Genomic DNA, 18,579 nt, shown 5'->3' on the forward strand with positions numbered 1-18,579 from the left:
ACGAAGAAGCAGGAATTTTTAGACCAATTTATTGCAACCGCAGTAGGACAGCCTTGAGTCCGACAGGCTGCTAGGGTATTAATGATGAAAATTCTGGCAGCTACGCTCACTACGGGTACACGTAATAAGACGTTTATTGAATGTATGGAAAGTCTTATAAACCAGAAACTGCCTGATGAGGCACAGCTTTCCATCGTCGTTGTAGAGAATAATCTGAAGCCGGACAAGACTGTACAGTCCATCATTAAAAAGCTAAGAAAACGTTCTCCACTGAACATCTATCACATTTTGGAGTGCAAGCGAGGCATTCCCCACGCGAGAAACCGTGCGCTGAAATTAGCCGATGAACTGAATTTCGACTATCTGACTTTTATTGATGATGATGCCTTCGCCGAGCAGGACTGGATAGCTCAACTGGCTCAAGCGGTCAGAAAGCACAAATGCCAAGTCGTGACCGGACCCCAAAGAGCGATCTTTCCGGATGGTACGTCATCATTGTTCAGAAATGCTCCGGTTTACCACGAACGCAAAATCAACGATGGTCAGAGAGTCAGCTGGGGAGCAACCAACAATATTCTGATGGATGTGAACTTCCTCTCTCAGGAGGGACTGATGTTTAACAATGAGTTGATTAATGGTGGGGAGGACAAAGAATTACTATTGAGGGCAACGCATTCCGGAGCTTCTATCTACTGGTGTCAGCAGGCCATTGTCAGTGAATACATCGCTGACGATAGGCTCAATTGTCAGTGGGCCCTGAGAAGAGCATTCCGTATGGGAGCCACTGGATTAATGATTGAACGGTCTAATAAATCCGTTACAAAAGCGGTATTAACCTGTCTCTTCAAGGGTAGTGCTTACCTGACTCGTGGTGTGTTAACACTGCCTCTTTACGGATTGATTTCGAATAAATCTCCCCTGGAGTCATTATGTGACTTATCCCATGGATATGGCTTTTACTATGGCCTTTTATCCGGTGGGACTGTTCGTTCTTACACTTGAAGATAAGCATGGACGAGAAAAAAAATACAGACAGCTGCATCGTCAAGGTATTGCTAACGCTTGTAACTATGATGGTGATTGACGGTTCCCCTGCCAACGAGTGGAAGTTGGTCTGGCAGGATGAATTTAACTACACCGGTTTGCCTGACAGCAGAAAGTGGAACTATGAAGAAGGCTACATTCGTAATTCTGAGCTGCAGACTTATACCCGGGATCGGCGCAATGCCCGTGTGGAAGACGGAGTTCTGATTATAGAGGCTCATCAGATAGATCGTGCAGATGCCAATGTCTGCGCGTCTGGTAACCGGATCATCCAATGGTGGTGTCGAAAGACGGGTAGAGAGAAAGGATCTTTCCACTACACTTCTGCAAGCCTGACAACCCAGTCCCGATTTGAGTGGACCCATGGACGTGTTGAAGTCAGGGCTAAACTGCCACAGGGACGAGGTGTCTGGCCTGCTATCTGGTTGTTAGGTGCCCGTATTGAAGAATTAGGTTGGCCTGCAACCGGAGAAATCGACATCATGGAGTTTGTCGGTTATCAACCCGGTCGTATTCATGCTGCTTTGCATACCGAAAGCAGAAACCACAGGAAAGGTAATGCAGCTACGGGCTCTGTTTTTATCAGTGATACGGGGATGAGTTTCCATACTTATGCTGTGGAATGGACCAGCGACTCTATAGATTTCTATTTGGGTGATCAGAAGTACTTCAGTTATCAGAAGGAGGGGCAGAGTCCAGCTGACTGGCCTTTTGATGACCCGATGTATTTGATTATAAACCTGGCCATTGGAGGTGGCTGGGGAGGAAAAGAAGGTATTGATCATGCCATTTTTCCTCAGAAGTACCTCATCGATTTTGTCCGCATTTATCAACACTCAACTCATCGCTGAAATTCGCCGTTCCGGGTTGATAGCAAAGCACTAAACCTTTCATTCAGGAAGAGGCTTTAATAAAGATGTACGGCTCATCGGATAGACGCTCTATGAGCGTTCTGCTTTTCTTTGTGCTTTCTGACTTGCTTCTGGCGCTGGCCAGTGGCTGGTTTGCTTATCTGATGCGTTTTGGGGATCTAAATCTTCCTGATTCCTATCTGATGCTGATCATCATTTTTTCACTTCTGGTTGTCGTTTCTTTTGGTGTATTTTGCCCAAACATCTATTGGAATCGGTATCCATGGATTGAACGGATCAAAAAGCTGGCTATGGCCTTTCTGGTGGCGTTCAGTGGGCTGCTCCTTATTTTAGTGGCTTTCAAGATATCATATGAGTACTCAAGAATCTGGCTATCAGTATGGATGCTGACTCATGCCACACTGATTGTCCTGTTTTATTCGATGGTTTCAGTGGCTGTGAAACGATATTGGGCCAGAGAAGAGAATGCTCGTTCGGTGTTAATTATTGGAAAGGGAGCTGGTTTCAAGAAAACCATTGACCGGTTTCTGAAACCCAATAGTGAAGGCTACATCATCAAAGATACTATCTATTTTGAGATGCCTGAGGATGCTCTGTCTCAATTACAGAGCAGGATAAATGAGGGACAACAGTTTGACGCCTATTGGATTTTTCTACCACTGAGTTGCAGTGATGCGGTAAAGGATATTGTTCATATCTTGAGACATGAAACTGGAGATATCCAATACATGCCGGGCTTGAGAGATTTACCACTGATCAATCATCAGGTAAATATCATTGGCGACATATATTCTTTTGATATTACCCGGAGTCCTCTTGATGGCTTTAACAGTATTCTCAAGAGAGCAGAAGATATTCTGATCGCCTCTCTGATTTTGATCCTGATCAGCCCTCTCTGTCTATTGATTGCACTGGCTGTTAAATGGTCTTCACCCGGGCCGATTCTCTTCAAGCAGTATCGATATGGCAAGGGAAAAGAGAAGATCAAGGTCTACAAGTTCAGGTCAATGAAAGTGCATCAGGAGGAAGCTGGCTCAGTCACTCAGGCTATTAAAGATGATCCACGGATTACCAGAGTCGGAGCCTATCTGCGTTGCACCAGCCTTGATGAGTTGCCTCAGTTTATCAATGTGCTACAAGGGCGTATGTCCATTGTAGGCCCAAGGCCACATGCTATTGCCCATAACGAGCATTATAAAGAGTTGGTGGACTCTTATATGAAGCGTCATAAGATCAAACCCGGTATCACAGGTCTTGCTCAGGTTAATGGCTACCGGGGGGAAACGGATACCCTGGAGAAAATGCAGAAGCGAGTTGAGTTCGACATTAAGTACCTTGAGCAATGGTCTTTATGGCTAGATGTGAAAATTGTTTTCAAGACGATATTTAAAGGATTTGTCAGCGATAAAGCTTACTAATTTTTAACGTGGTCAGCTGTCTGTCCAATGGAAGAATCCGGCGAATCTGGTTTGCCAATGCACTCTCAAGGATGAGAAGCTTTCCTTCCAAATAAGCTCTACGACAGAGTTTTACCCTCCCAGCTCTATACATACCTACCACTATCCCTGTAATCACAAGACAGGGCCTGCCATGAACATTATTTCCAGCAAAACTAAGTTATAACAGAGAATCAGTGAATCAATGAAACGCCCGACAACTGCCGGGCATTTCGTATCAAAAATGGTACGCAAGCGAGAACTGGATCACATTCAAATCCATGTTGGGCCGTTTGATATAAGCATTGGAGTAATGAAGCAACTTGGCGCCCAGGTCAAAACTGTTTTCAGAACCCAGGAAAATACCGGCACCCAGCATGGCTTCAAACTGTAAATGAGTGCTTTTTTCTAAAGGCTGGTCGCCTTTGTAACGAATCTGGGTGTCGCTGATCCAGCCAACGCCCAGACCTGCATCGAAGTAATACCGTCCGCCGGGACTTTTGAATTGCCATACCGGAGTCATGAAAAAGCCATAGATATCATCGCCACCTTTCGAGCTATGCGAAGGGCTTGCATCCAGTTGATTATCCCAGTAAGAAACCGAGGTATCGAGAAGAAAGCGGTCATTCCATTCTGAATGTTCGAGAAGTCCTTCGTCACTTAAATGCCATCTCAGGGCCAGACGAGTGTCCTTAACCTCTATTTTACTGGAAAGATCGGGCCCGTAGCTGAAATGAATACTTTCAGGTTGTGCGACGACCGACGTTGAAAAAACAGATAGCACCAAAGGTACTGCCGACAGAAAGGCTGCATTGTTGAGTCTCATGATCCTTATGCTCTTGTGTTTTTTAATATTTATTGAGCCCGCTACCAAAGTTTGCTTCGCAATACCCTTGCCACTCAGTGGGAGGGGGCTTCCTACTAACTTACACCAGGGAGCCAACGAATAAGACCAGATTTTTCCAACCTTGTTGTTTTTCAGCAAAGTCAGGTCGATATTGAGGCTGTTATCTCACCCGGTTTTGGACTTTTTATGACTCAAGAAATGAAGGAATCCGTGAAGTACCCGCTAATGAAGCCAGGTATGGTCAGTATCATTCGTATTCAAAGAGCTGATTCTGATGGCTTCACGAGAGTGTAACAGTGAACCATTATCATCAAATCGATCGACTTTACCTGGATCGAGATCAGGGCCGTTTTGCTTTAGCCCTTGTACACCGGAGGCGCTGAAGAACTCGTTGTTATTATAAGTATTTGCACGTATAGCTAATTTTTAGTACCTATGTACCACTAATAGTAGCAACTGAGAAAACAAGAATCTTAATGCCGGTTTTATGGGCATTGGACTGATAAACGAATTGATGAATAAGTTGTACCATGCCACCAACCCTGCTCAACAGACTAAAAGCCTCTGGCCCTCTGTCCTCGCCTGACTTTAACATTGCCGGTGTGTTGTCACAGACCGGGGTGCGGCGACTGATTATTGGCTGTGAAGTACTGCTGGTCATTCTTCTGACTCAGCAGCTGGCTCGTCTTACATGGCAAGTCCTGAAAGGTTCTGACAGCGCCACGATTCATTCTTGGCAGCCTCAATCAACGGTGGTAAATGGTCGTCAATCGGAACAGGATGCCTACCCTGCGCTGAATGACTTTCATCTGTTTGGTCAGGAGCCTGTCAAGCTGAAACAAACGGATAAAAGCGATATCGACCCCAACGCCGTTCCAAAGTCCCGCCTGTCTGCAAAAGTAACCGGTATTGTTGCCAGTTCAGTTCCTGCTGATTCCGTCGCTGTGATTCATTCCGGTGGCCGTGATCGCACTTATCGAATTGGTGAAAAGCTTCAGGGTTCCAGTGCTGAAGTGAAAGATATTTATGAAGATCGGGTGATTGTATTCAACAGGGGCAAGCTCGAAGCCTTGTTGCTTTACCCCGATGAAGCGGATCGAAAAGTAGAAAAAAGAGACAGTAGTCGTTTGGCAGAATTACGTCAACGAGTGATCTCTGATCCAGCCTCTTTTACGGATTTTGTCCAGATCAACGCGGCTCAGAAGGATGGTCAGCTGGTTGGCTATCAGTTAACCCCTGGCAAGCTTCCTGACGTTTTTCGTGAGTCAGGCCTGAAGCCTGATGATATAGCCCTGTCTATTAACGGATATGACCTGAGTGACAGCAACGACACCATGAAGCTGCTGCAGGAAATCAAGCAGCTCACCCAGCTATCGATGACCATTGAAAGAAATGGTCGTCTCTATGAAATAGAAGTCAGACTATGAGTGTTAGAGGAAAAACAGGGTTATTAATATTATTCCCTGAATCGCTTAGCGGGGCCATGGCCCGGAAATGTGTAAATCAGGATGTTATGAGACGGCTGCGCAGACAGATCTGCTCAGTGACAGCAGGAATTTTACTGGCTACAACATCTTTTTTTGCCGGTCAGACATCTGCCAATTTCCAGCAATATTCTGCCAGTTTTGAAAAGGCCGATATTGCTGAATTTGCCAGTACAGTCAGCGCCACTCTGAACAAAACCATTATTCTGGACCCCGCTGTGCGTGGCTCTGTAACGGTCCGTTCCTATGACAAACTCAATGCTGAACAATACTATCAGCTCTTTTTGAACGTTCTGGAAGTCCACGGTTTTGCCGTTATCGAACAAGAGAATAATGTCCTGAAAATTGTTCAGGACAAGAACGCAAAAATGTCGGCGATTGCAATGGCTGACAGGCAAAAGCCGGGGCAGGGTGATGAGTTTGTTACCTGGGTGCTACCGGTTCAGAACGTGCCGGTGAGAGAACTGTCTCCGTTATTGCGCCAGCTGAATGATACAGCGGGCAATGTCGTTCACTACGACCCCTCCAACATTCTTCTGATGACCGGCCGTGCAGCCAATGTGAAGCGTCTGGTTGAGATTGTCAGACGAGTGGATATGGCCGGCAACCGAAACTTCTCGGTTATTCAGCTCGAGTACGCTTCTGCTTCTGAAATGCAGCGAATTCTCACTTCCCTGCTGCAGGAAAAAGGCGGCAAGGGCAGTACTTCCCGGGTGACCGTGGTTGCTGATGATCGCAGCAATCGACTGATTGTTGCCGGCCAGACAAGACAACTGCAAAAAGTGAATCGTATTGTCTATCAACTGGATGCCGAACAGGAATCATCCGGCAATACCCGCGTCTTCTATTTGAGGTATGCCAAGGCGGAAGAACTGAAAGAAGTCATGGAAGGTGTGGGTCAAACGGTTCAGGCAGAAAAAGACAGCGGTAAGACAGTTGTTCGTAATAACCAGAAGTTCAGTATCAATGTTCATGAGCAAACCAACGCTCTGGTGGTCACCGCTCAGCCAGACATTATGAAAAGTCTGGAAAGTGTCATCAAGCAGCTTGATATTCGTCGTGCCCAGGTTCTGGTCGAAGCCATTATCGTTGAGGTAGCGGATGGCGATGGCATTAACCTCTCCTTCCAGCTAGCCAATGCTAACAGCGGCAGTATGATGCAGTTTAACGATGGCCGAACGGTTCCGATTGGCCAGATCATGGCCGGTCTGAAAGATGCTGAAGATAAGCCAGGCTCAACAGTCATCAGTGAAAATGGCAATGTCACTGTCAATCCTGATCAGCCGGGTGATTACACCAAATTATATGATGCTCTGGCCGGTGTTTCTGGTGCGGCCTTCAGTATCACATCCGGCGACTGGACAGCCCTTTTGCAGGCTGTTACCAGCTCAACAAAATCCAATGTTCTGGCGACTCCGAGCCTGATGACGCTGGATAACGAAGAGTCTTCTTTCATAGTGGGCGACGAAGTCCCTGTTATCACCGGTTCTGCCTCCAGTTCAAACAACGACAACCCTTTCCAGACCGTAGAGCGTAAGGAAGTAGGTGTGAAGATGACTGTTAAGCCCCAGATCAATGAGGGAGATTCGGTGATGCTGGATATTACTCAGGAAGTGTCTGGTGTTAATGGTACCACATCCGTCGATGTCACTTTCTCCAAACGTGAAGTGAAAACATCCATCATGGCACGCAGTGGTGACACCATTGTTATTGGCGGATTGCTGGATGAAGACGTGCAGGAAAGTGTTTCCAAAGTGCCACTGCTGGGTGACATTCCCTACATAGGTGCTCTCTTTCGCTCCACCTCCAGCGAGGTGAAAAAGCGTAACCTGATGGTCTTCCTGAGGCCCACCATCATTCGTGACGATAACATCCTGACCAGTATCAGCGGTAAGAAATACAGCTATATGCGTGCCCGACAGCTGGATCGTCGTGATCAGGGCGTTGAGCTGATGCCTGATGCAAGAACCCCGGTCCTGCCGGAATACCCCTCTAACTCCGATCTGATGAACAGAGCGCGCCAGAAACTGGATGAAGCCGATCAGAAAGAAAAAGAGAAAGAAAAAAACGACAAGAAAGACGATGACAAGGTAGCCAGTAAACAGTCGGAGAAGAGCGATGCAGAGTCCGGCGATAACAGCTGATCAGGAAACCGAAGCCTCTGCTCAGGAAGCGGCACAAGATCTCCCTGCGGGTGTTCTGGAGCTGCCCTTTGCCTTTGCCCGTAACTTCGGTGTCCTGCTGGAAAGAGAGCAGCAGGGTAATTTCTGTTTGTACGTCAATGGTCAATCTTCCAGAGCCGCTATTACTGAAGTTCGTCGCTTTGTTGCAGGCCCGATTGACATCAAATCCCTGTCTGAGGGTGACTTTGAGGCGAGACTGTCGAGCTATTATCAAAAAGACTCATCGGCTGCCCGTCAGCTGATGAATGATATTGGCAATGATGAAGAGCTTCACTCTCTGGCAGAGGAATTGCCTGACAACGAAGACCTTCTGGATGCCGACGATGGTGCCCCGATCATTCGAATGATCAACGCCATGTTGGGCGAGGCGATCAAGGAAGGGGCCTCCGATATTCATATCGAAACCTTCGAAAACTGTCTGGTGATTCGCTTCCGTGTCGATGGTGTTTTGAGAGAAATCCTTCGACCCCAGCGCAAGCTGGCGGCATTGCTGGTATCCCGTATCAAGGTTATGGCCAAACTGGATATTGCCGAGAAGCGGGTTCCTCAGGATGGTCGTATTTCCCTGCGACTGGGTGGTCGTGCCGTCGATGTCCGGGTATCGACACTGCCTTCTCGTCATGGTGAGCGAATCGTATTGCGTTTGCTGGATCGCAACAGTGTCCGCATGGATATGTCCAGTTTAGGTATGACGCCCGATATTCATCAGCATATCAGTGAAGCTCTGCATAAACCTCACGGTATTCTGCTGGTCACAGGCCCGACCGGTTCCGGTAAGAGTACGACACTGTACGCTGGTCTGACAGAAATCAACGACACCGAACGTAATATTCTCACTGTTGAAGATCCTGTGGAATACGATCTCGAAGGCGTGGGTCAGACACAGGTCAACCCCAAGGTCGATATGACCTTTGCCCGGGGGCTGCGTGCCATCCTGCGTCAGGACCCGGACGTGGTGATGGTGGGTGAGATTCGTGATCTCGAAACCGCAGAAATTTCTATTCAGGCCTCCCTGACCGGTCACCTGGTACTGAGTACCCTGCACACCAATACGGCTATCGGTGCTGTCACACGCCTGAGGGATATGGGCATTGAACCTTTCCTGCTGTCATCCAGTCTTTTGGGCGTTCTGGCCCAGCGTCTGGTTCGTACCCTCTGTCCTTCCTGTAAAGTAGCCCGAGAGCCAACGCCTCATGAGCGAAAGCTGTTGGGAATAGACGACTCTGACAGCAGACCCGTTCACGAAGCCAGCCCTGAAGGTTGTTCCGAATGTCATGGTGGTGGCTACAAAGGCCGAACCGGCATTCATGAATTATTTCTGGTCAACGATGAAGTCCGCCGTATGATTCATGAAGGTGTAGGTGAACAGGCTTTGGAAGATGTGATTCGCAGAACCAGTCCCAGTATCCAGAAAGATGGCTTTCGTAAAGTTCTTGCGGGTATGACTTCCATTGAAGAAGTACTGCGGGTGACCAGGGAGGAATAATGGGCGTATTTGCTTATGAAGCCCTGGATAAAAAGGGTAAAAAACGCAAAGGGGTGCTTGAGGCTGATTCCCCCCGCCAGCTTCGTCAGCAGTTGCGTTTGGAAGGTCTGGCTCCGGTGGCCATTACTGAATCCGAACAAAAGAGCAGTGGCGAACGGGCGTCGTTTTCTCTGTTCGAGAAGAAAGCCAGCCCGGCTGAAGTCGCCATGTTGACTCGTCAGCTAGCGACTCTGGTAGCGGCTGCCATTCCTCTGGAAGAGTGTCTTCAGGCTCTGTCCCGTCAGGTTCAGAAATCCCACCTGAAAGCCATGATCACTACCGTAAGAGCGAAGGTACTGGAAGGACGGACGCTGGCAGAAAGTCTGGCGATTTACCCGAAAACCTTTGACACACTCTATTGTTCCATGGTGGCGGCTGGCGAAAAGTCCGGTCACCTGGATACGGTTCTGGAGCGACTGGCGGACTACACCGAACAGCGTCAGGTGATCCGGGGCAAGCTGATTCAGGCCATGATTTATCCCGCCATTCTCACCATCGTGGCGGTCTCGGTCATCGCCATTCTGCTGGCAACCGTGGTACCTACCGTAGTGGAACAGTTTGCGGATCTCGGACAGGATCTGCCAGCGATGACCCTGGCTCTGATTGCCATGAGTAATTTTGTTCGGGACTACGGCTTCGGTGTATTAGCTGGTCTTATCATGCTTTTATTCCTGAGGCAGCGCTTGCTGGTTAATCCTGAACGGAGACTGACCCATGACCGATGGATGCTGAAAATGCCCGTTATGGGCGAGGTGGGTGCCGGTGTTGATACCTCCCGTTTTGCGCGGACACTCAGTATTCTCAGTAGTAGTTCAGTGCCGCTTCTGGAGGGTATGAGAATCTCCGCCGAGGTCATGTCCAACTCTTTTATCCGGAAATCCCTTGAGCAAGCTTCGGAGCGGGTGAGGGAAGGTTCCAGCCTCTGGGTGGCACTGGATCAGACACAACTGTTTCCGCCCATGATGCTTCACATTATTGCCAGTGGTGAAAAGTCGGGTGAGCTGGAACAGATGTTGGGCCGGGCAGCGGACAGCCAGGATCGACAGTTTGAAAACCAGGTGAACATTGCCCTGGGTGTTTTTGGCCCATTGCTGATTGTCTCCATGGCGGGCATGGTGCTGTTTATCGTTATGGCGATTCTGACCCCGATGCTGGACCTTAACTCACTGGTATCAGGTGGTTAACAGGCACCAGGGGGTTTAAGTTAAGCGTTTTTCAGAAAAAAACATGAGCCTGATACAGATCGGACCATGTGGATTAGGAGTTAATGACCAATGACTACGAAAAAGGTAGATCGACAAAAACAGCAGGGTTTTACCCTGATCGAGATCATGGTGGTGATCGTGATTCTCGGCGTTCTGGCCAGTATGGTGGCCCCGAATGTTCTGGGTAACAAAAAAAAAGCAGACCAGCAGAAGGCGGTCAGTGACATAGTGACGCTGGAAAACGCACTGGACATGTACAAGCTGGACAATAATCACTTCCCATCCACTCAGCAAGGGTTGAATGCTCTGGTAGAACAGCCTTCCGGCAGCCCTCAACCCGGAAATTACCGTGACAATGGCTACATCCGTCGTCTACCCCAAGACCCGTGGGGTAATGACTACCTGATGCAGTCTCCCGGTGAATTTGGTGATATCGATATCTTCTCTGCCGGACCTGATGGACAGGCGGGTTCTGACGATGACATCGGCAACTGGAACATGAATTCCTGATGAAGCACGCTGGTTTCACCCTGCTTGAAATTATGCTGGTTCTGGTACTGCTGGGCATTGCTACCGCTGTCGTATTGCCTACTCTGGAACCGGCAGACAGTTCTGCACGTTTAAAAACGGACGCAGAGCGATTTGCTGCTCTGGTGAAAACTGGCCACGAAGAGTCATTGCTCAAAGGTAAAGACCTTGGGGTCAGGTTGACCGACAACGGCTATCAGTTTATGGAGTGGCACGAAGACAAATGGCAGTTAATGCAGAGTGACCGATTGCTCACAGAGAAAGAGCTTTCAGAAGCCATCAATCTGGACTTTATGCCGGGCGAGCTGATCTGGCAGGCTGCTCTGGATGCTGAAGAGCAGCATGATAGTGACTCGTTTTTCACCGACTCAGGGCTGTTTGAAAACGAAGAAAGCATGAAAAAACCTGATCTCTATATTTGGTCCAGTGGCGACGTGACCCCGGCTGAAGTGCGGTTTCAGTCTGCCAGCGACAGTCGTCGCTTTTTTAGCGTGATGATCAGGGAAACCGGAGAAGTAACCGTGGTCAGTGCAGATGAGTACGACAAGACAAGTGGCCGGGGCTGATAAATGAAACGTCACGCAGGCTGTTCCCGACGGGCCAGGGGCTTCACTTTGTTAGAAGTGCTGATGGCCATGACTATTCTCGCCATCGCTGGTATCACAGTGCTCAGAACCAGCAGTGAAAGCCTTGATAACAGCCAGTACCTGAAGAACAAAACCATGGCTCGCTGGGTGGCCGACAATGAACTGGTCGATCTTTACCTGAAGGAGCAATGGCCGTCCCAGACCTGGAAAAAAGAAACCCGTGAGCTGGCAGACCAAACCTGGCATGTCCGATACCGAAGTGTGCGTACGGCGGATGAAAATTTTCGAGCCATCCAGGTCGAAGTCCGACTGGACCGTGATGACAAGAAAGCCGCTCTGGCCAGTCTGCAAACTTACACGGTGAAGCGGTCTTGAAGTCATTGAACACCGTGCGACGCTGGACCCAACAGGGTTTTACCTTGCTGGAAATGTTGGTGGCCCTGACCATTTTTGCACTGGTCAGTATGAGTGCCTGGCAGATTCTACAGGGGGTTATGGGGGCCCGGGATGTTGCCAGCGATCATCAGAGTCGTATTCAGGAAATTGACTACGCCATGATAGTCATGGAACAGGACTTCCGGCAAATGATTGACCGGGGTGTGCGGGTCGATGGTGAACTGACGAATCAAAGTCTGTTTGCCGGTAAAGATATGCTGGAATCCGATGACGAGGCAGCGGCCTTTATTCGTTTGGGCTGGCGTAATCCGCAAGACAAACTTCCCCGCTCCAAATTGCAGAAAGTCAGCTACCGGCTTAAGGACGGCGTGGTTGAGCGTCAACACTTTTATGTGCTGGACCCGGAGGAAAATGCGGAACCCGTAGTCAGGGATCTGTTAACCGATGTCCGCTCACTCAAGTTTCAGTACTTCGTTAAAGGCCTGTGGGTAGAAACGCTCGGCAATACCCTGCCCCAAGGCCTGAAGATTAGGTTTGAGCTGAATGATTTGGGGATCATCGAGCGGCGCTACGTGCTTCCCGGGAACTGGGAAGTTCAGGAGCAGGAGTCATGAGGAGCCTGATTTCGGATAAAAAGAATAGTACATCCTTTAAGCGTCGGCAGTCGGGTGTCGCACTGCTAATTGTTATGTTCGTATTGACGCTTATGGTACTGATAGCGGCAGAGATGACTTTCGGGTTTTCCCTGCAAATGCGGCGGACCGCCTCCCTGCAGCAAATAGAACAGGCACGCTGGTATGCACTGTCAGCCGAAGAACTGACAATCAAGGTGCTTCAGGACGAGTTTGATGAGAGCGATGAAACCGTGAATCTTGGCCAAACCTGGGCCACGGGGGAAGTGACTTTTCCGATGGATAGTGGGGCAATCAAGGGAGAAATTTCCGACGCTCAGGCTTGTTTAAACCTGAATGCTTTGCAGGCATCGGATAAAGAAGGGCAGACTTCGGTTGAAGTCAAAGTATTTCAATCCCTGATGGAAGCACTGGAAATTGAGTCCTATCAGGCCGAAATAATTGCACAATCAACCAGAGACTGGGTAGACAATGACAACACCCAGGCATCAGGCATCGGCGCGGAAGACAGTTATTACCAGTCTCTGCCAGTGCCCTATCTGGCCAGTAATACCAGTATGAGATCGGTTTCGGAGTTGAGAGCGGTTAAGGGCGTCAATGCCAAAATCATGAGAAGGGTCAAACCTTATATCTGTGCATTGCCGACCACCGAGATGAAGATCAATATTAATACTCTGTCGCCAGATCATGCACCGGTGCTCAGTGCCCTGTATTTGGGTGAGCTTCCCTTAGAGCAGGCAAAAGGGGTATTGGAACAGAGGCCGGAGGATGGCTGGAAGAGTGTGGATGAGTTTATTCAGCAACCGTCTCTCTCCAACTTCAGTGCCGGAGGCACCCACGAATTGATGTCGGTGGACAGTCAGTATTTTGTGATGACTGCAACCGCTTCCTATGCGGACTCCAAAGTCCGAATAAAAAGCCTGCTGCGGCGGGAAGAAGAAAATAAGTTCAGTGTCATTCGCCGAGAGTTTGGAGGGCTTGAGTGAGCCAGCATCTTATCATCAGGCTGCCCGGAGATCCCGGACAGCCCGTTCACTGGCAACGCTATCCAGTAGAGCAAGAGCCAGTGATTCTGGCCGCAGAAGAGGGAAAAACCTCCTCTGGCATTCTGCCGTCTGTTGAAGACCTGGGAACACTGGCGGAGTTATTCCCGGATACCAAAACCATTGCCCTGGTTCCCACGGAGCTGGTCAGTGTTCACTGCCTTCAGGTTGAAGGCAGGCTGAGCAAGGCGGTATTAAAGTCACTGCCTTTTCGTCTGGAAGATGATCTGGCTGAGGACGTAGACGATCTTCATATTTCGGTCATCGCGAGAGAAGGGGCTCAGGTTTATCTGTCCGTGGTCGCTCATTCGAAAATGGCTTTCTGGTGTGAAGCAATGAATCAGTCCGGCCTTAAAGTCAAAACCATGATTCCCGAAGCTTTGGCTCTGCCCTGGACCGAGGGAGAGTGCTCGGCGCTGGCCATGGATGAACGTTGGATACTGCGGGATAGCCGCTGGCAGTGGGCTGCCTGTGATCCATCCTGGCTGAGCTTCTACCTGGCAGCAGACGACTCGGAAGAGACGCCTCTGAAAGTGAACAGTTTCAGCGAACTACCTGAGAACCTGACGGGGGAATGGAACCGGGAAGCTTCGGGCCCTGCTCTGGAAGTATTGGCAGCGGGTGCGGTCAGTGCTGACTCACAGAAGAACAGCCCCAACCTGTTGCAGGGTGTCTGGCAAGTTGAGTCATCCATCATCAAGAGCCTGAAACCCTGGAGGCTGGCTGCCGGACTCCTGGCTTTTACCATTACTCTGTTTATGGCTCAGGCAGTATTGAAATCGGTACAGTTGGAACAACAGGCTGATCAGCTTCAGGCGCAGGCGCATAAGATCTACAGTGACATGTTCCCCGGTGAGCGGATTGTGCGTCTACAGTCGCAAATGAGGCAGAAGCTAATGGCCTTGAAAAGTAACAACAGCGATGACTCGGGTCTGCTGAAACTGCTCGATCAGACTGCACCCTTGTTTAAACAATATCCCCAACTCAATCCTGTTACTTTGTCGTATAACCAGTCTCAGCAATCACTGCGGGTGGAAGCCACTGCGAAGGATTTTGATACTTTTACGGCATTCCGGGAAGAGTCGGGTGAGCAACTGGTGATCACGGTTGAAACACTGGAGAAGAGTGGTGATATTGCCAATGGTACGCTAATCATCAGGGGGAGTGATTCATGAATGACATCATGGAAGGCTTCAATGAGCGCTGGCAACAGGCTCAGAGTTTCTGGCGTGGCCTGAGTCGGCGCGAGCAGCAACTCTGTATGGTGGCAGGGGCATTTATTATTGTCTGGTGCATTTGGCAGGGTATTTTAAACCCTTTGTCAGAACGTCAGTTAGCTGCCGAACGGAAGCTGGTGGCCAGTCAGAAGTTGTTGGCTTCTGTACAGGAACAGGCCAGTGAGATTGTCAGGCTACGTCAGGGTCAGCCAGACAAGGGCCGCTATCTGCTTTTACCTCTGGACCAGATGGTGAATAAAACCGCAAAAGATTTTGATCTGCGCATCACCGGGGTGCGAACTGTTCGTGATTCATTGCAGGTCGATCTTGATACAGTGGGCTTTGATCGTTTACTGGCATGGCTAGTCAATCTTCAACAGCAGGGAGGAGTTGAGATCAGGGAGTTGGAGGTAGAAGCTGCCGAAAAGCCCGGTCATGTGATCGTTAAGGCTTTGAGAATACAAAGAGCATTCAGCAGTGAGACAGCCTTCAGCGAGAGTTAAGACATATGAAGAGAATCATTACTCTGGCCGCACTGGCCGCAGTTTCTTACACAGGTTTTATGCTGGCAGAGCTACCAGCCGCTTTTGTCTGGCGTCATGCACCCAAAATGCCGGGGATTGAACTCGAAGATCTCTCAGGCTCACTCTGGTCGGGTTCAGCGCAGGAATTAACCATCAACGGTATCGGGCTTCAGGAAGTCAGTTGGGATCTCCAGCCTTCTGCACTGCTGACCGGAAAGGTCAGCGCGAACGTTGAGGTCGGTGATCATTTTTCTGCCGTTGTGGGTCAGGCGACAGTGACCTACAGTCCTCAGGGTGTGACGATTGAAGATCTTCAAGCAGACGCTACGGCAGGCTGGTTGCAGCAGCTTGTTCCCATGCCGGTTCCGGCAACCGCCAAGGGTAATATCAATCTGGTGGCAAACTCCCTGGTTTATGAAAAAGGTCTGTGTGTCGAGCTGGACGGTCACATGACATGGGAAAGAGGGCGAATCAGCAGTCCTCTGGGTGACGTGAAACTGGGTAAAGCAGATGCTGATCTCACCTGCAAGGGAAATACTCTGCAAGGTAAAATTCGCCAGTCATCCGAATTTCTGACAACAGATGCCGTTTTCAGCTTTAATCTTAACGGCAGCTATTCGTTGAACGGGAAAGTGTCTGAAGGTGAGGCCCTGCCAGAAACCATGAAAGACGGCATGCAATTTCTTGGAAGGCCGGATTCTCAGGGGCGCTATCCTTTAACATTAAGAGGGCGAATTTAATTCGCAGTTTTCAAAATGATCTGGCCGCATATTCAGGGGCATTCTGCCTGAAAGCTTTCGTGCCAATCATTGAACTCCTCAGGCAGGCCTTTCCACGGAACCCCCGGCACCAGCAAGCCAGAAAATCGCCTCAATAGATCACCTGTTGTCAGCTGTCGGCCCGGGATCAGTGACTTTGCCCGGCAGCGTGTCATTGATCCGATCCCATTGTTCATCTTTGATTGCTGTGCGAGCAGTCGTAGCAAACCTGAACGCCATACTCTATATCATTTTCAGGTGTCCTTTCGGTCAGGTTACTGATGCACTGCCTGGTCGATTGGATAAGAATACCCACCTAATATTAAATCCAATTTGGTCTTGGAAAAAATCCTTTTAAGTCTGTGCTAAAATCCATAAAAGTCTTAATAATAATCCATTTTGGACGGATGATTTCACCATGTCCTATATCCCCAGAGGCATCGAGCCTTATCTTCAGGCGTGTCTGGCTGATACGCCGGTGGTCGTGATTACCGGTCCTCGGCAATCGGGCAAAACCACCCTCGCCCGACATTTTCTGAACCGGCCTGAATATGAGGAGACCAGTAGCTACCTGACTCTGGATGATGAGAATATTCTTGCCATTGCCCGTAACGATCCCATCGGTTTGCTGCGTAGCCAGTCCCGGCCAGTGGTGATTGATGAGGTGCAGCGGGCACCTGAGCTGATTCGCACGATTAAATTGCTGGTGGATGAGGATCGTCAGCCCGGTTCGTTTATTCTGACCGGCTCTGCGGATCTGATGACCTTGCCGACGCTGGCAGACTCGCTGGCCGGACGTGCCGAGTTTGTCACCCTGTATCCTTTTAGCCAGGCAGAGCTAAAGCAAATCCCATCCGGACAGCAAGAAAGAGGCGATATTATTCACCAGTTACTGGCTCCGGACTGTCTCCCAGACGCTTTAAACCCTCTTGAATACGATCAGGTTATTTCAGCTATTGTCTGTGGCGGTTATCCGGAGGTTCAGCAGCGTTCGCCGGGGCGCAGAACCCGCTGGCACCGGGCTTATGCAGATGCCATTGTCCGAAGGGATATAGAAGAGGTGTTTCAGCTTCAGAAGCTGGATGCAATGGCGCAGTTGCTTAAGCTATTGGCGGCGCTGTCATCAGAATCCCTGAACTACGCCAGTCTTGGCAAGGCAGTGCAGATGGATAATAAATCGGTTCAGAAATACGTGTCGGCACTGGAAAATCTTTATTTGGTCAAGCGCATTCCGGGTTTTCATCGCAATGAACTGAAGCGGGCCATCAGGCAACCCAAGATACATTTTGTCGATACCGGATTGCTCTGTGCCATACGAGGCATTAACGAAACTGCAATTCAGGCAGATAGAAACTTGATGAGGTCGTTGATGGAAACCTGGGTGTGCACCGAGCTGTTAAAGGCTATTGCTGTCAGTGAAGAAGAGTGTCAGCTATTTCACTACCGGGATAAAAATAAACGAGAGGTGGATTTTATTCTGTCCGGCAACAACGGCCAGGCGACAGGCATTGAAGTGAAGGCAGGCATGACCATTAAGCGGGAGATGTTTGCAGCTCAGGAAATGCTCATAGAGGCAGGAAGTATCCGGCGGGGGGTGATTGTATATAACGGTGACAGGGTGTTGCCCTTCTCGAACAATCTGATGGCTGTACCGGCAGGATGTCTGTTCTGCCCCGGCGGGTTTTATATGTAGGAAGCAAAACGCTTCTGGATTACCAGTACCAAAGAAAAAAGCTGGTTAACTGGCTTCGCTCCCAGTTAACCGGCGACCTTGGCGAGGGTGAAATACTGACGGGCAGCTCGCCTCCGGACCGTTATTTTACCGGCATTTTGTTTCCTCTGTCCCAATACGAAGACGCTGAAGAAGATGCACCTGATAACGATGATCCTGATTCTGCCCAGTCGATCCGTTCAACCAGGCGTTACCAGCCTCCCTGTTCTGCAGGCATGTCATTTTTCCTGACGGGTAACAAAATTACGTTGCGGGTTTATTATTCTGCCTGGAGCTTTGCACCTGAAGGAAAGAGTCATTACCGCAATATCAAGGGCTGGGTCAAAAGCTGTCTTACGGAAGATGGTGGCGAAGAGGTTGTTTTCAAAAAGCCTGATACCTTGGCAACGACACACAGCGAAACCAGAGAAGTGCTAAACAACCGGGGGAAAATAAACATTTTATGGCGTCTTCACGGGAAGGGTTAAAAACAGTTCGCAATAATCTATTATAATCTCAAGCTATCTAATATAATCTCAAGAATGGATAAGAGATTAGTGAAGATAGGTGAGGCAGCTCGTTTACTT

General features: G+C 49.3%; 18 protein-coding genes. 17 read left to right on the forward strand and 1 reads right to left on the reverse strand.

The window, feature by feature from the left end; translation table 11 throughout:
- Positions 1 to 81 precede the first annotated feature (81 nt).
- From KDK18_RS08405 to KDK18_RS08415, 3 genes are all read left to right on the forward strand, one after another.
- Positions 82 to 1,002, forward strand: coding sequence for a glycosyltransferase family A protein (locus KDK18_RS08405; RefSeq protein WP_257254458.1), 921 nt, complete (start codon positions 82 to 84; stop codon positions 1,000 to 1,002).
- Between the two features lie 8 nt (positions 1,003 to 1,010).
- Entirely contained in the window at positions 1,011 to 1,895 is an 885-nt protein-coding gene (locus KDK18_RS08410) for a glycoside hydrolase family 16 protein (protein ID WP_257254459.1), read from the forward strand.
- Positions 1,896 to 1,987: 92 nt separating this feature from the next.
- The gene (locus tag KDK18_RS08415) at positions 1,988 to 3,334 is read left to right on the forward strand and encodes an undecaprenyl-phosphate glucose phosphotransferase (RefSeq protein WP_257254460.1); all 1,347 of its coding nucleotides are present in this window, start codon (positions 1,988 to 1,990) and stop codon (positions 3,332 to 3,334) included.
- A 256-nt stretch (positions 3,335 to 3,590) separates the two neighbouring features.
- Here the strand turns inward: KDK18_RS08415 and KDK18_RS08420 are convergent, their stop codons facing one another.
- On the reverse strand, positions 3,591 to 4,178 hold the full coding sequence (locus tag KDK18_RS08420; protein ID WP_257254461.1) for an acyloxyacyl hydrolase: 588 nt from the start codon (positions 4,176 to 4,178) through the stop codon (positions 3,591 to 3,593).
- 551 nt (positions 4,179 to 4,729) lie between these two features.
- Between KDK18_RS08420 and gspC the strand changes: the two genes are divergently transcribed.
- The 14 genes from gspC (at position 4,730) to KDK18_RS08490 (ending at position 18,480) form a co-directional block, all read left to right on the forward strand.
- On the forward strand, positions 4,730 to 5,626 hold the full coding sequence (gspC, locus tag KDK18_RS08425) for a type II secretion system protein GspC (protein WP_257254462.1): 897 nt from the start codon (positions 4,730 to 4,732) through the stop codon (positions 5,624 to 5,626).
- 86 nt (positions 5,627 to 5,712) lie between these two features.
- Complete coding sequence (gene gspD, locus KDK18_RS08430; protein ID WP_257254463.1) at positions 5,713 to 7,827, forward strand: type II secretion system secretin GspD; 2,115 nt, start codon at positions 5,713 to 5,715, stop codon at positions 7,825 to 7,827.
- A complete protein-coding gene (gspE, locus tag KDK18_RS08435; RefSeq protein ID WP_257254464.1) occupies positions 7,802 to 9,352 on the forward strand; it encodes a type II secretion system ATPase GspE in 1,551 nt (516 codons plus the stop codon). The genes gspD and gspE overlap by 26 nt, the downstream gene beginning before the upstream one ends.
- Positions 9,352 to 10,575, forward strand: a complete 1,224-nt coding sequence (gspF, locus tag KDK18_RS08440) for a type II secretion system inner membrane protein GspF (protein WP_257254465.1) — start codon at positions 9,352 to 9,354, stop codon at positions 10,573 to 10,575. The genes gspE and gspF overlap by 1 nt, the downstream gene beginning before the upstream one ends.
- Before the next feature lie 90 nt (positions 10,576 to 10,665).
- The gene (gene gspG, locus KDK18_RS08445) at positions 10,666 to 11,106 is read left to right on the forward strand and encodes a type II secretion system major pseudopilin GspG (RefSeq protein ID WP_257254466.1); all 441 of its coding nucleotides are present in this window, start codon (positions 10,666 to 10,668) and stop codon (positions 11,104 to 11,106) included.
- The gene (gspH, locus tag KDK18_RS08450) at positions 11,106 to 11,690 is read left to right on the forward strand and encodes a type II secretion system minor pseudopilin GspH (RefSeq protein ID WP_257254467.1); all 585 of its coding nucleotides are present in this window, start codon (positions 11,106 to 11,108) and stop codon (positions 11,688 to 11,690) included. Before gspG ends, gspH begins: the two co-directional genes overlap by 1 nt.
- A 3-nt stretch (positions 11,691 to 11,693) precedes the next feature.
- On the forward strand, positions 11,694 to 12,086 hold the full coding sequence (gene gspI, locus KDK18_RS08455; RefSeq protein WP_257254468.1) for a type II secretion system minor pseudopilin GspI: 393 nt from the start codon (positions 11,694 to 11,696) through the stop codon (positions 12,084 to 12,086).
- Positions 12,083 to 12,721, forward strand: a complete 639-nt coding sequence (gene gspJ / locus KDK18_RS08460) for a type II secretion system minor pseudopilin GspJ (RefSeq protein ID WP_257254469.1) — start codon at positions 12,083 to 12,085, stop codon at positions 12,719 to 12,721. The genes gspI and gspJ overlap by 4 nt, the downstream gene beginning before the upstream one ends.
- Entirely contained in the window at positions 12,718 to 13,725 is a 1,008-nt protein-coding gene (gspK, locus tag KDK18_RS08465; RefSeq protein ID WP_257254470.1) for a type II secretion system minor pseudopilin GspK, read from the forward strand. The genes gspJ and gspK overlap by 4 nt, the downstream gene beginning before the upstream one ends.
- Positions 13,722 to 14,957: a type II secretion system protein GspL gene (gene gspL / locus KDK18_RS08470; protein WP_257254471.1), complete on the forward strand. Its 1,236-nt coding sequence runs from the start codon at positions 13,722 to 13,724 to the stop codon at positions 14,955 to 14,957. The genes gspK and gspL overlap by 4 nt, the downstream gene beginning before the upstream one ends.
- The gene (locus tag KDK18_RS08475) at positions 14,954 to 15,502 is read left to right on the forward strand and encodes a type II secretion system protein M (protein WP_257254472.1); all 549 of its coding nucleotides are present in this window, start codon (positions 14,954 to 14,956) and stop codon (positions 15,500 to 15,502) included. The genes gspL and KDK18_RS08475 overlap by 4 nt, the downstream gene beginning before the upstream one ends.
- A 5-nt stretch (positions 15,503 to 15,507) precedes the next feature.
- On the forward strand, positions 15,508 to 16,263 hold the full coding sequence (locus tag KDK18_RS08480; RefSeq protein WP_257254473.1) for a type II secretion system protein N: 756 nt from the start codon (positions 15,508 to 15,510) through the stop codon (positions 16,261 to 16,263).
- A gap of 436 nt (positions 16,264 to 16,699) precedes the next feature.
- Positions 16,700 to 17,974 carry an ATP-binding protein gene (locus KDK18_RS08485; RefSeq protein ID WP_257254474.1) on the forward strand — a complete coding sequence of 425 codons (1,275 nt, stop codon included), beginning with the start codon at positions 16,700 to 16,702 and terminating at the stop codon, positions 17,972 to 17,974.
- Positions 17,941 to 18,480, forward strand: a complete 540-nt coding sequence (locus KDK18_RS08490; protein ID WP_257254475.1) for a hypothetical protein — start codon at positions 17,941 to 17,943, stop codon at positions 18,478 to 18,480. Before KDK18_RS08485 ends, KDK18_RS08490 begins: the two co-directional genes overlap by 34 nt.
- Positions 18,481 to 18,579: the final 99 nt, after the last annotated feature.

Source organism: Endozoicomonas sp. SESOKO3 (genome assembly GCF_024606255.1).